General features: G+C 69.0%; 12 protein-coding genes. 9 read left to right on the top strand and 3 right to left on the bottom strand.

Features of this window, described 5'->3' with window-relative positions:
• Positions 1-11: 11 nt before the first annotated feature.
• The 4 genes from G4Z16_RS23055 to G4Z16_RS23040 all read left to right on the top strand — a co-directional run bounded on the left by G4Z16_RS23055 (position 12) and on the right by G4Z16_RS23040 (position 3,513).
• Entirely contained in the window at positions 12-956 is a 945-nt protein-coding gene (locus G4Z16_RS23055; RefSeq protein WP_281393712.1) for an ABC transporter ATP-binding protein, read from the top strand.
• A complete protein-coding gene (locus G4Z16_RS23050) occupies positions 937-1,674 on the top strand; it encodes an ABC transporter permease (protein ID WP_197352587.1) in 738 nt (245 codons plus the stop codon). The genes G4Z16_RS23055 and G4Z16_RS23050 overlap by 20 nt, the downstream gene beginning before the upstream one ends.
• A 255-nt stretch (positions 1,675-1,929) precedes the next feature.
• Complete coding sequence (locus G4Z16_RS23045) at positions 1,930-2,532, top strand: hypothetical protein (protein ID WP_197352586.1); 603 nt, start codon at positions 1,930-1,932, stop codon at positions 2,530-2,532.
• Between the two features lie 6 nt (positions 2,533-2,538).
• Entirely contained in the window at positions 2,539-3,513 is a 975-nt protein-coding gene (locus G4Z16_RS23040) for an SRPBCC family protein (RefSeq protein WP_197352585.1), read from the top strand.
• Between the two features lie 153 nt (positions 3,514-3,666).
• On the opposite strand, the gene G4Z16_RS23035 is transcribed toward G4Z16_RS23040, so the two are convergent.
• The 3 genes from G4Z16_RS23035 to G4Z16_RS23025 form a co-directional block, all read right to left on the bottom strand.
• Positions 3,667-4,371 carry a hypothetical protein gene (locus tag G4Z16_RS23035; protein WP_197352584.1) on the bottom strand — a complete coding sequence of 235 codons (705 nt, stop codon included), beginning with the start codon at positions 4,369-4,371 and terminating at the stop codon, positions 3,667-3,669.
• An 84-nt stretch (positions 4,372-4,455) separates the two neighbouring features.
• Entirely contained in the window at positions 4,456-5,100 is a 645-nt protein-coding gene (locus G4Z16_RS23030; protein WP_197352583.1) for a DUF6114 domain-containing protein, read from the bottom strand.
• The gene (locus G4Z16_RS23025; RefSeq protein ID WP_028436327.1) at positions 5,091-5,711 is read right to left on the bottom strand and encodes a DUF6230 family protein; all 621 of its coding nucleotides are present in this window, start codon (positions 5,709-5,711) and stop codon (positions 5,091-5,093) included. Before G4Z16_RS23025 ends, G4Z16_RS23030 begins: the two co-directional genes overlap by 10 nt.
• Before the next feature lie 519 nt (positions 5,712-6,230).
• Here G4Z16_RS23025 and G4Z16_RS23020 point away from each other — a divergent pair.
• From G4Z16_RS23020 to G4Z16_RS23000, 5 genes are all read left to right on the top strand, one after another.
• Positions 6,231-7,304, top strand: coding sequence for a LacI family DNA-binding transcriptional regulator (locus tag G4Z16_RS23020; RefSeq protein ID WP_246531006.1), 1,074 nt, complete (start codon positions 6,231-6,233; stop codon positions 7,302-7,304).
• Between the two features lie 190 nt (positions 7,305-7,494).
• A complete protein-coding gene (locus G4Z16_RS23015) occupies positions 7,495-8,745 on the top strand; it encodes a sugar ABC transporter substrate-binding protein (protein ID WP_197352581.1) in 1,251 nt (416 codons plus the stop codon).
• A gap of 4 nt (positions 8,746-8,749) precedes the next feature.
• On the top strand, positions 8,750-9,748 hold the full coding sequence (locus tag G4Z16_RS23010) for a carbohydrate ABC transporter permease (protein ID WP_197352580.1): 999 nt from the start codon (positions 8,750-8,752) through the stop codon (positions 9,746-9,748).
• Positions 9,749-9,840: 92 nt separating this feature from the next.
• The gene (locus tag G4Z16_RS23005) at positions 9,841-10,617 is read left to right on the top strand and encodes a carbohydrate ABC transporter permease (protein ID WP_425508178.1); all 777 of its coding nucleotides are present in this window, start codon (positions 9,841-9,843) and stop codon (positions 10,615-10,617) included.
• Between the two features lie 137 nt (positions 10,618-10,754).
• The gene (locus G4Z16_RS23000; protein WP_197352578.1) at positions 10,755-12,611 is read left to right on the top strand and encodes a GH39 family glycosyl hydrolase; all 1,857 of its coding nucleotides are present in this window, start codon (positions 10,755-10,757) and stop codon (positions 12,609-12,611) included.
• The last annotated feature ends 43 nt before the right edge of the window (positions 12,612-12,654 follow it).

The following is a 12,654-nucleotide window of genomic DNA, read 5'->3' as shown; positions in this document are numbered from 1 at the left end:
TCGAAGATCTTGTGAAGTGCTACAAGCGTGGCACGCGCGCAAATGACGGCATTGACTTACGCGTCGAGGCAGGAGAGGTGGTCGGCCTGCTGGGCCACAACGGCGCCGGCAAGACCACCCTCGTCAACCAGGTCGCCGGACTCGTCGTACCGACGTCCGGAACGATTCGCGTCGACGGATGCGACCCGGTCGCCGAACCCGCCAAGGTTCGCCGAATGGTCGCCGTCATGCCCCAGGCCCATGCGCCTCTGTCCGGTGTGACTCCCCGCCAGGCCATCCGGTCGATGGCGCGCATCCGCGGTTTGAACAAGCGCGACGCCATTGCCCGCACCAGCGAACTGATCGACGCGCTGGACCTCGGCGAGTGGGCCGACACCATGGGGGAACGGCTTTCCGGAGGTGTCCGGAGACTTACGGGGTTCGGTATGGCCGCGGCAGCGCCGGGGCGGGTCGTCATGCTGGACGAACCCACCAACGACGTCGACCCCGTGCGCCGCAGGCTGCTGTGGGAGCAGATCCGCGAACTCGCCAACAAGGGCTGCGCGGTACTCCTCGTCACCCACAACGTGGTCGAGGCCGAGCGCAGCGTGGACCGCATCGTGGTGCTGGACTCCGGCAAGGTGATCGCGGAGGGTACGGCGCCCCAGCTGCGCTCCCGCGCGGTCGGCGAGCTCCGGCTGGAGCTGACGGCGGAGAGCGTGGACACTCTCCCGCCCGTCCCCGACCACATCCGCACCGCGGGCCCCGCGGTGCGCAGCTCCCGGCGGCTGGTGATTCCCCTCGACTCGGGCGTGGCCTCCGACGCGCTCGCCTGGGCACAGCAGCTGCGTGAGTCGCAGACCATCGACGAGTTCGCGCTTCTCCCGGTCGGCCTGGAGGACGTGTACCTGGAGCTCGCCGGCGGCGAGGGCGACGACAAGGTGAAGGGGGAGCAGGGTGAACCACTGGCTGCGTAGTTACGGCTTGCTTCTTTCCTGGACCGGGTTGCGCAGCCGCGCGACCCTGCCCCTGAACCTCGTCGTCCAGACCTGCCTGGCGGTGGGCATCATCGTCGGATTCGCATACCTCGTTCCCGAGATGAATGATGCGACGGCGCTCTATCTGGCGACCGGTGCCCCGGTACTGGGGCTCATCACGGTCGGAATGGTGATCGGGCCGCAGGAAGCCGCGTCCGCGAAGCAGGAAGGGATTTTCGACTTCAACCGGTCGCTGCCCGTGCCTCGCAGCGCTCTTCTCGCCTCGGACGCCACGGTTGCTCTGATCACCGCGTTGCCCGGAATGTTCGCCGCCCTTGTCGTTGCGGCTCTGCGATTCGATCTGACCCTTCGGATCAGTCCCCTTGTCATTCCGGCAATTCTCCTGACCGCATTCGCCGCCATCGGTATCGGTTACGGCATCGGATATGGAATGGCGCCGCCTGCGGCCCGCATGATGTCGCAGCTGGTCGTGTTCGTGGCACTGATGTTCTCGCCGATCACATTCCCGGCTTCCCGGCTTCCGGACTGGTTTGCGTCTCTGCACAACGTGCTTCCGTTCCAGTACATGGCCGAGAGTGTCCGCGACACGTTGAGCACGCCGCCCGAGGGCGTCTCACTCCTCCCGTTCGGAGCGCTCGCGATCTGGTCGCTCCTCGGATTCATGGTCACCTTCCGGGTGATGTCCCGTAGGCCGTAGCACGGCCGGACCGGCCAAGGCCCGATGAGGGGTTCCCGTCAGCGCCGCTGACGGGAACCCCTCACGTCTGAACGGGGCACCTGTCAGGCTCCCTGCCACCCCCCTCCTGCTGCGCCCGCACCCGCACAGGTGAACCGGCCGAGCGCCCGCGAGGCTTCTGTGCCTTCATGGAGACAGGACGTTTGCCGCAGGTCACCGGCCTGGAGCGACCGTACAACCCCGTACGGCGCTCACGGCACGACGGGATGGGTGCGCATGAGTGAGAGCACGAAAGCTGCCCTGGCAACGGGCCTCGCGGCCGGCTACGTCCTCGGGCGTGGCCGCAAGGCGAAGCTCGCGATGGCCGTCGCCGCGTATCTGGCGACCAAGAAGCTCAAGGCCAAACCGCAGGACCTCCTCGCGGCGGGTGCCGAGAAACTCGGCGACTCGGGTCAGCTCTCCCAGCTCGCCGAGCAGTTGCGCGGTGAGGTGCTGACGGTCGGACGTGAGGCGCTGAGGACGATGGCCGACCAGCGGCTGGGCAGCCTCGCCGACGCACTCGCCGACCGGACGAAGTCGCTGAACCAGGTGCTGGAGGCCGCCGTGGAGGAAGCGGAGGGGCCGCAGGGGCCGCAGGACCAGGAAGAGCAGGAAGAAGAGGACGAGCAGAAGCCGGGCGCGGAGGAGAGACGCGGAGAAGCGGGCCGCCAGCGCCGGGGAACGCGCACGTCAGAGGGACGCACGAGGCCCCGCAGGGCGCGTCGCGAATCCGAGGGGCCGCAGGCGCCGGCGAAGAAGGCCGCGAAGAAGGCGCCTCCCAGGAAGGCGGCCAAGAAGTCCGCGCGGAATGCTGCCGAACCGTCCCGACGCCGGAGGTAGAAGCCCATGCCGGTGAAAGACAAGAAGGACAGCGACGCGCAGCCCGACGGTTCCGCCCTCGACAGGGTGCGCGAGGAACTCACCAAGTACCTGATGGCGAAGGCCAACAACCTCGTCAGCACGGCCGGGAAGAAGACGGGCGAATTCGCCGAGAAGGCCGTCTCGGGAGGGGACGGAGGCAAACTCGCGGAGCCGGTCGGCAAGATGCTCAAGGGCGAGTCACCGGCCAAGGCGCTCGGCGGTCAGATGGCCAAGACGGTGAAGGACAAGACCGTCGGCAAGGTCCAGGAACTCTTCTCGGGCGGCGGCAAGGCCGGGGAGAAGAAGGTCACGAACATCGTCGAAGTGCTCGACGTGGGACTGCCGTTGCGGCGGGTGTACGACCACTGGACCGAGTTCGAGGAGTTCAGCGGCTTCATGAAGGGCGTGGTCGAGGCCTCGCGCTCGGAAGAGGACGAAGAGGTGTCCGACTGGACGCTCAAGGTCGGGCCCTCCAAACGGAGTTGGCAGGCCACGGTGCTGGAGCAGGTGCCCGACGAGCGCATCGTCTGGGAGACCAAGGGCGAGACGAAGACGCACGGCGCCGTCTCCTTCCACGAACTCGCGCCCAGCCTCACGCGGGTCGTGGTCGTCATCGAATACACCCCCGGCGGATTCCTGGAGAAGACGGGAAACCTGTGGCGTGCGCAGGGCCGCAGGCTGCGTCTGGACCTGAAGCACTTCCAGCGCTACGTGACGCTGGGCGTCCAGGAGGTGCCGGAGGGCTGGCGCGGTGAGATCCGCGAGGGCGAAGTCGTGCGCAGCCACGATGACGCGCTCGCCGCCGAAGAAGCGGACCAGGGCGAGGGGAACGAGGAAGAAGCGGAGCACGAAGAGCCGGAGGAGAACGAGGAGGGGGACGAGGACGAGGAGGCCCGGGGCGAGGAGGCGCGGGACGAGGACTCGGAGTACGAGGAAGGCGAGGACGAGGAGGACCGGTAGCACTCTGGCCCCCCGTCGCCCCGGGCATGGGAGCGAGGGAGGGCCAGAGAACGGACGGCCGTCGTCCACGCGGCGGCACCGGCTTGGGGGCCACCCCTGCGGCTCCCGTCGAAGCGGGGGGTCAGGGGGAGGGACCGGGCCGCTGGAGCGTGGTCAGGAGTTCACGGCCACGTCCGCGCCGGTGTCCGTCGTATCGGTGATCTCGTAGACGGCGCTGAACTCGGAAGTGGTGGCGCTGGTCGGGCAGCCGAAGCCGCCCTCGACCTTCACGGGGACCTCGGCCGCGTCGAACGTGAGCGTCGACGGTGATCCGTTGCTCCAGTTGCCGGTGGCGGTGGCCGCGCCGTCCGGTGCGGCGGTCACGGTGCATTCGGCCAGGCCACTCGTCTTCAGCACGAACCCGCCCGTGGGCATGGTGAGTCCAGTGGTGCTGGGGTCCCCGTGCTGCATCGACACGGTCCAGTCGCCGCTGGTCGTCACGGACGCCTCGACGCCGGGCAGGCTCGCCGTGCAGGAGTCGTACGTCGGCGCGTTCACGGCCGACGTGACCGGCCCCGCGTCGTTGTGGTTGTCCGGGGCGGCCGGGATCTTGCCCGAGGCCTCGGAGACGGTGCAGGTCACCGTCACCGAGCCGGCGGTGAACGAGGCGCCGCCGGAAAGTCCGGCAGCGTACTCGTCGCCGGCGGGCGTGACGGTGGTCGACCCGGCCGCCGCGTCACCGGCCTTCGCGGGTGCACCCGAGAGGCCGGTGACGGTGGCGTTCGCGCTCGCCGAGCCGGCGAGCAGGAGCGCGGCGGCGGCCGTGGCGGCGGTCACCGCGACCCGTAAGGACAGGGCGTGCAGAGGACGCGTGCTCATCATGGGCTCCTTCACTGCATTCATGGGGGTGGTGCAGGGGATGCGATGGCACTCGTGCGCTCAGTCCTGCCCTCGCGTCCGCGGTCAGCTTCCGCGGGGCGGTGGGAAGGGGTCGTCGTCGACTCCGAAGGCCGCCGCGAGGGACGAGTCCGCGGAGTCGGCGTTGTCCGAGGTCCCGGCCTTGCCGGACGTGTCGGAGGTCCCGGTCGTACCGGTGCTGCCGGTCGTGCTGGTCGTGCCGCCTGAGGTAGCGACTCCCGAACCGACCGTCGCCGGACTGGACTCGGGCGCCTCCGAGCGGAAGACCGCGGGCTCGGCGGCTGCCGGTGCGTGCGCCGCGCCGCCCTCGTCCCCGCTCGCCGGCTCACCGGCCGGTTCCGCAGGGTCGGGCCGCCACGCGAACATCAGGGCGCCGCCGATGACGCCCAGCAGCGTGCCGATCATGAACCCGCCCAGGTTCGACATCACCAGGGCGGCGGCCGCGAGCAGGACGGTGATGATGCCCGCGAGCGCGCGGAACTGGGGCGCGAACCACCCGGTGAGCCCCAGCACGACGATGATGGCCGCCAGGACGACCGACGGGAAGCCGGCCGTCCCCTCATGCAGCATCACCTTCATCGGTGCCAGCGGCAGCACACCGATCTCCACACCCGAGACGACGGTGAGCAGGCCGCCCCAGAAGGGCCGTCCACGGCGCCAGCCGCGCCACTTGCGCCAGATCAGAAGCATTCCTTGGTGCCCTTGTTCACCTTCATGCTCAGGTTGTTGAGCCTGAACTTGCCTGCGTTGGTGGCCCAAGCCGTCTGCTCCAGCTTGGTTATCCGTACGTCGTCGGCCTGCTGTCCGAACAGGTCCTGCAGCCCCTGGCCGCCCTTCGGGCCCTTGTCGAGAGTGGAGGCGTCGCGTCCGATCTCGATCTTGTTGAAGGACGCGTTGCCGGAGAGCTGCGTGGCGTCGACGAAGAGGTCGGTGGCCTCGACCGGCTTGCTGCCCGTGCCTGCGGTGAGGTTCAGCGAGATGCTGCCGATGACAGGCAGGTCCGTGACGACCGACTGGCACAGGTCGTTCATCTTCGCCGTCTTGATGGCGGTGACCGCGACGGGGATCAGCTTGCCCCTCGCATTGCGGTCGACGCTGCCGTACTGCGCGAAGCCGTCGCCGTCCAGGCTGGACGCGGACACTTTGAACTGCTGTCCCGAAACGGCGAACGACGCGGCGAGCGCCCCGTTGGCCAGTGCGATCGCCAGCGCGGCGGTCGCGGCGAAGCCCGGCACGCACAGGACGGCGAATCTCCGCCAGCTCGTGCGTCCCGTCAGCTTTCTGCCGTGCGCATCCTTCATGGTGTGTCCCCTTGTGAAATGACTGGCGTCGTGACCGTTGCGTGGGGGATGTGAAGCCCGTGCGTGGTGCGAGGGGGGAACGCACAGAAGGAGACCCTGCTGTGCGGAAGAGTTACTGGCGAGTCAGGTTATGGACACCGGGCCTGCACGGCAAGGTTTCGCGCAGACAACTTTCCGCCGAACCCCGGTCGTTGGATCCGGGACGCCGCGTGAAGGCCCGAGCCCCGACCGTCCGCACACCCCTGAGCTGGACCGCATGAGCTGGGGTTACCGGGAGTAGGCACGCGCTTTCAGGCCCGCACGCCCCCTGGCGCGGGCACCGGCGCGTCCCCCTACGTGGTCAGAGGGGGTCGGCAGACCATGGACCGTGGCCGAAATCAGCCCTGACATGGGCGAGTTGGGGTCCCCCGGGAGCTCAGGAGGGGGCTTCTTGCCGCCGCTTCGGCAGGCGGCGTACGATGAATGCGCTTTCAATCCAGCGGCCCCCACGGCCTGAGCCAGGCAGGAGAGCATGGTCGCGTGAATGCTCCCACCGTGTACGACGTCGCCGGACAAGCGGGCGTCTCGATCGCGACGGTTTCGCGAGTCTATCGGGCCCCCGATTCCGTGCGCGCCGGTACGCGGGAGAAAGTCCTGGCCGCCGCCCGTGAGCTCGGCTACGTACCGAGCGGCAACGCACGGGGCCTGGCCAGCCGCAACACTCGCGTGCTCGGACTGTGCTTCCCCGACTACGCCGACCCGGACGCCGAGGACCCGGACGCCGATCTGGGCGACGACGCCGAGCTGATGCTCTACTCCGACGAGATAATCCGCGGCATGGAGCGGGCGGCCCGGCGCCACGGCTACGCCCTGCTCATCGCGGCCTCCCTCGCCGAGGGCCCGGCGAGCCTCGTCGCCGACGTCGCGGGACGCGTGGACGGTTTCGCGGTGCTCGCCCGCACCGTCCCGACGGAGGAGCTCGAGGTCATCTCGCGGCGGCTGCCCGTGGTGATGCTGGCGGGTCCGCGCGAGGACGCGCCGCTGGACCACCTCGACCACGTCGAAGTGGCCAACTTCGACGGCGAACTCGCCCTCACCAGGCACCTCATCGCCGACCACGGCCTGACCCGGCTCGCCTTCGCCGGCAGCACGGAGGACTCCCCCGACGGCGAGGCCCGCTTCCGCGGCTTCCAGGCGGCGCATCTCGAGGCCGGCCTGCCTGTCCCCGAGAGCCCGGACGTGCGGTCCGACCTGACACAGGCGGAGGGTGAGCGCGCCGTGGCGCAGCTCCTCGACCGCGGGGGCGAGCTGCCGCAGGCGGTGGCGTTCGCCAATGACCAGATGGCGGTCGGCGCGCTCTCGGAGCTGCGCCGGCGGGGCGTGCGCGTCCCGGAGGATCTGGCGGTCGTCGGCTTCGACGGGATTCCGCTCGGACGTCTGGTGACGCCGGCGCTGACGACGGTGCGGCAGCCGATGCGGCGCATCGGCGAGGAAGCGGTGGAGCTGCTGGTCGCGAGGCTCGAGGACCGCACGCGGGAGCCTGTCTCGCAGGTGCTGCCGGTCTCGGTCGTACGCCGGTCCAGCTGCGGATGCCCGCCCCGGAACGCCCCGTAGACCACTGACGGCACCGCAGGCGGCGCTTCCGTTACACAGTCGTAATCTGCTCGGCCCTTGCACGCCCGGACCGTCGCTCACAGAGTATGTATGCGCTTACAGCCAAGCTTCCGTGCCCGGTTGTCCGGCCCGTCACTTCAGGCCACGTCAAGGCGCCACCGCCGCTCCGTGAACGAGGAGGAGACCCTCCATGCAGCCCATACCACGCATCGCCGCCGCCACCGCGGCAACGACCGCCCTCGCGCTGCTGCTCTCCGCCTGCGGCAGCGGCGGCGAGGAGCAGACATCAGCCAAGGACAAGCAGACCCTCACCGTCTGGGGCATGGGTGAGGAGGGCAAGCACCTTGCCAAGATCGGCAAGGAGTTCACCAAGAAGCACCCCAACATCACCGTCAAGGTGACCCCCGTCGGCTGGGACGTCGTGCACCAGAAGCTCACCGCCGCCGTCGCCGCCGGGGAGCTTCCCGACATGGCCCAGATGGGCAGCACCATGCTGGGCGAGTTCATCGAGCTGGACGCCCTGGAGCCGGTGGACGAGAAGACCTTCAAGAAGGACGACTTCTTCCCCGCCGCCTGGAACGGCGGCGTGAAGGACGGCAAGGCCTACGGAGTCCCCTGGTACGTCGACACCCGCGCCCTCTACTACCGCACGGACCTGGCCGAGAAGGCCGGGGTCGACAAGCCGCCGGCCACCTGGAAGGACCAGATGGACCTCGCCAAGGCCTACAAGGACAAGGCGAAGACCAAGTGGGGCACGTACAACCAGCCCGCCAACGTCGGCGCCTGGCAGACCTGGCTCCCCTTCCTCTACTCGGCCGGCGGCGACCTGCTCGACAGCTCCGGCAAGCCCGACCTCGACTCCCCCGAGTCCGTGAAGGCGCTCGAGGAATACGCGGCCTACTTCGACCAGGGCCTCTCCAGGAAGAGCTCGCCGCCCGACTACGACGTGGTCAAGGACTTCGGCACCGGCGACGCCCCGATGTTCATCTCCGGTCCCTGGATCGTGCAGAACATCCAGGACCAGCAGCCGCAGCTGAAGGGCAAGTACGCCACCGCCCCGCTGCCGGCCGGCGAGTCGAGCACCTCCTGGGTGGGCGGCGCGAGCCTCGTCTCCTTCAAGGACAGCGAGCACAAGGCCGCCGCGAAGGAGTTCACGAAGTACCTCACCGAAACGAAGCAGCAGGCGGCCTGGTACGAGATGGCCAAGTCCCTGCCCGCCAACGAGTCCGCCTTCGACGAGCCGCAGCTGAAGAACGCGCCCGAGCAGCTCGACGCCTTCGAGAAGCAGCTCAAGACGGCGAAGACCGTCCCGCCGCTCGCCAAGTGGGAGGAGTTCTCCGGCAAGATCGACGAAGGCGTCGCCCGCGTCTCCCAGAAGGGCGAGTCCCCGAAGAAGGCCGCTGCGTGGATGCAGAAGGCCACCGAGGGCCTGGTGGACTGACTCGATGGCGACCACGACCCCATCCCGGCGGGGGGTCCCGGACCGCACCTCGAAGGTGCGGTCCGGGGCCGGGGCCGGAACCGGAACGGGCCGGAGGCGGGGGCCCGGCCTCCGGCGGGACCGGCTCAGCGTGCAGAACGGCCCGGGGTGGCTGTTCTCCACGCCCTTCCTGGTGCTGTTCCTGACGTTCATGGCGGTGCCGATCATCGCCACGTTCCTCATGAGCTTCACCGAGTTCGAGCTTCGGAACGTCGCGGACCCCTTCTCCGCCGAGTTCATCGGCCTGGAGAACTACACCCGTCTCTTCGAGGACGAGAAGTTCCTGACGTCGCTGTTCAACACCTTCTACTTCGTCGTGCTGGGCGTGCCGCTCACCGTCGGCGCGGGGCTGTTCGCGGCCGTGCTGCTCAACCGGGGCGTCGGCCGCATGCGTACGGTCTTCCGCGTCGGCTTCTACGCGCCCGTCGTCACCAGCATCGTCGCGGTGGCCGTGGTGTGGCGCTTCGTACTGGACCCGGCGGACGGGCTCATCTCGGGGCTCGCCTCCGAAGTCGGCCTGAAGTCACCGGACTTCCTCGGGTCGAACGTCCTCGCGATGCCGTCCCTGATCGTGATGGCCGTGTGGCGCAACCTCGGCACGGCGATGGTTCTCTTCCTCGCCGGTCTGCAAGGCATACCCACCGAGGTGCGGGAAGCCGCGCGGCTGGACGGCGCCGGCATCTGGCAGGAGTTCCGCAGCATCACGGTGCCGCTGCTGCGCCCGACGATGCTCTACGTCAGCGTCATGACGACCATCGGCTTCCTCAACGTCTTCGAGGAGCCGTTCGTGATGACCGAGGGTGGACCGGACAACTCGACGCTGACCGTCTCGCTCGACATGTACAAGGAAGGCTTCAGCTACTTCCACATGGGCTACGCGAGTTCCATGGCGTATGTGCTGTTCACGATCATCCTCGCGGTCACCCTGCTCCAGCTCCGTCTGCTGAAGGACAAGACGAAATGACGGCCCCCGCCAACGCATCGGATTCGGCACCTCGCCTGCACCAGGGCGAGGCCACACGCCGCAGGCTTCTCCTGGCCGTCCTGTGGGCCGGGATGATCGTGATGATCGCACCGTTCCTGTGGATGGCGCTGTCCGCCTTCAAGTCGGAGAAGGACCTGGGCGCGAGCCCGACGGTGTGGATCCCGGACGAGTGGACGCTGATCCACTTCGAGAAGCTGGTCAAGCTGCTCGACATCGGCGCCCACTTCTTCAACTCGACGCTGGTCGCCGTCGTCGTCACGGTCTGCAACCTGGTCTTCTGCTCGATGCTCGGCTACGCGCTCGCGAAGCTGAACTTCGCAGGAAAACGGCCGGTGTTCGCGCTGGTGATGTGCGCGCTGATGGTGCCGGGCAACCTGATGCTGATGCCGATGTTCGTGATGGTCAGCAAGATGGGCCTGATCGACTCCTACGCGGCACTGATCCTGCCGTTCGCGGCAGGCGCCTTCGGCGTCTTCCTGATGCGCCAGTTCATGACGGCCATCCCGGACGAGCTGCTGGAGGCGGCACGCATCGACGGCGCCGGTGAGTGGTTCATCTTCTGGCGGATCGCGATGCCGCTGGTCAAGCCCGCGCTGGCGACGCTCGCCATCTTCACGTTCCTGCAGTCCTGGAACAACTTCCTGTGGCCCCTGGTGGCCACCAACGACGCCGACAAGTACACGCTCCCCGTGGCCCTGGCGACCTTCGCCATCGACCCCACGAAGACCAACGGCTCCAACGGGGTGCTCATGGCAGGCGCGTTCCTGGTCGTCCTGCCGGTGCTGCTGGTCTTCATCCTCCTGCAGCGCTACTTCACACAGGGCATCGCCACCGCGGGCCTCAAGTAGGCCCGTACGACCGACCGCAGGAACGCAGGAACGCAGGCCGGCAGGAACGCAGCACAGCAGGACAAGCACCGACCCGCACGACCAGCACCACGCCAGCGCACCCCGTGTATGCGCATCCATCGAGAGGTGACCCCGACATGACCGAGAAGAACGCCGCTCGCCTCGACTGGGAGCAGCGCATCGGCCTCCCCAGCGACCAGCCGCTGACCGGCACCGCCGACCTGCCGGCGCCGGCGGGGCTGCGGTCCGAGGACGGCACCGGTCATGTGCTGCTCGACTGGCAGCCGGTGGAGGGCGCCTTGGGGTATCTCGTGCACCGCGCGGACACGGTCGACGGCCCGTACGAACCGCTCGACCATCGCGGCGGCGACGTACTGGCGGTGCCCGAGCCGCCGTACGCGGACTCGCTCGTCGAGCCCGGGCAGGGCTACTGGTACAAGGTCGCCTCCTGGACGGACGCGGGTGCGGGCCCCCTCACCGCCGAGCCCGTACGCGGCTGCCCCAGGGCCCCCGGCACCCGGCCGCCCGCCGTCACCGTGACCGTCCACGCCTCCTCCGCGCCCGTGCCGCTCCCGCCCGTGTGGAACCGGATGATCGGCGCCGAGCACCTGTCGATGCTGGTGTGGGACGAGCCGGGTCCGGGCGGCGCGGACGTCGCGCAGGAGTACGCCGACGCGCTCGGCATCGTCCGCGACGAGCTGGGTGTGCGCACCGTGCGGGCGCACGGCACCTTCCTCCCCGAGTGCGTGAGCGTGCGCGAGGACGGTTCCTTCGACTTCTCCGGCACGGACGAGGTCTACGACCGCTTCCTTGCCACCGGGCTCAAGCCCGTCGTGGAACTCTCCTTCATGCCCGCGGAGTTGGCACTCGACCCCGAGTACACGATCTTCGAGTACAAGGGCATCGCCTCCGTACCGCGCAGCTGGGAGCGGTGGAGCGAACTCTGCCGCGCGCTGACGGTGCACCTGCGTGAGCGCTACGGCGCGGACGAGGTCGCCACCTGGGAGTTCGAGGTCTGGAACGAGGCCAACCTGGAGGTGTTCTGGAACGGCACCCAGGCCCAGTACCACCTCCTCTACGAGACCGCGGTGCGCGCCGTGAAGAGCGTGGACCCGCGGATCCGGGTGGGCGGTCCCGGCTCGGCCGCCGCCAAGTGGGTGGGCCCGCTGCTGGAGCACTGCCGCGAGCACGACGTGCCGATCGACTTCGTCTCGACGCACACCTACGGCAACGCCCCGCTGGACTTCCGTCCCCAGACGCGCTCCTTCGCGGAGGCGACGGGCCTGCCCGAGCCGGAGATCCTCTGGACCGAATGGGGCGTGACGCCCACCCACTTCCACCGCGTCAGCGACTCGGTCTTCTCCGCCCCGTTCGTGCTGCGCGGCATGAAGAGCGCGCTGGCCTCGACCGACGCCCTGGCCTACTGGGTCGCCACCGACCACTTCGAGGAGCTGGGCCGGCCGCCGAAGCTCTTCCACGGCGGCTTCGGGCTGCTGACGGTCGGCAACCTGCGCAAGCCGCGCTTCTGGGCGCTGCGCATGCTCTCCCAGCTGGAGGGCGGCCGCATCCCGGCGGCGGTCTCCGGTGACGGCGCGGAGGCACTGGTGGAATCCCTCGCGACGCGCACGGACGACGCCTCGAGCGTCGACGTCCTGTGCTGGAACGGCACGCTCGACCAGACGAAGATCGACGGTGCCGCCTCGCTGAACCGAAACGCACGCGTCGAGGTGAACGGGCTCGCCCCGGGGGCGAGTTACGCCGTCACCGTGCGCCGCGTGGATGAGAAGCACTCCAACATCAAGGCCGTGTGGGACGCCATGAACGGCGGCCACAGCGACTGGCCCAACGAGCGGCAGTGGGACGAACTCCGCGCCGCCGACGAGCTGTTCGAGGAATGCGGCGGCACAGTGACCGCCGACGGCGACGGCTCGCTCTCCCTCACCGTCGATCTGCCGATGCCCGGCATCCGGGCCCTGCGCCTCGTCAGGAGCTGAGGCCGCGGCCCCGGAGGACTTCCAACGACTGCACGTCCACCGA

This window comes from Streptomyces bathyalis, from assembly GCF_015910445.1.
Taxonomy (GTDB): domain Bacteria; phylum Actinomycetota; class Actinomycetes; order Streptomycetales; family Streptomycetaceae; genus Streptomyces; species Streptomyces bathyalis.
This window is presented reverse-complemented; position numbering and strand designations above follow the sequence as displayed.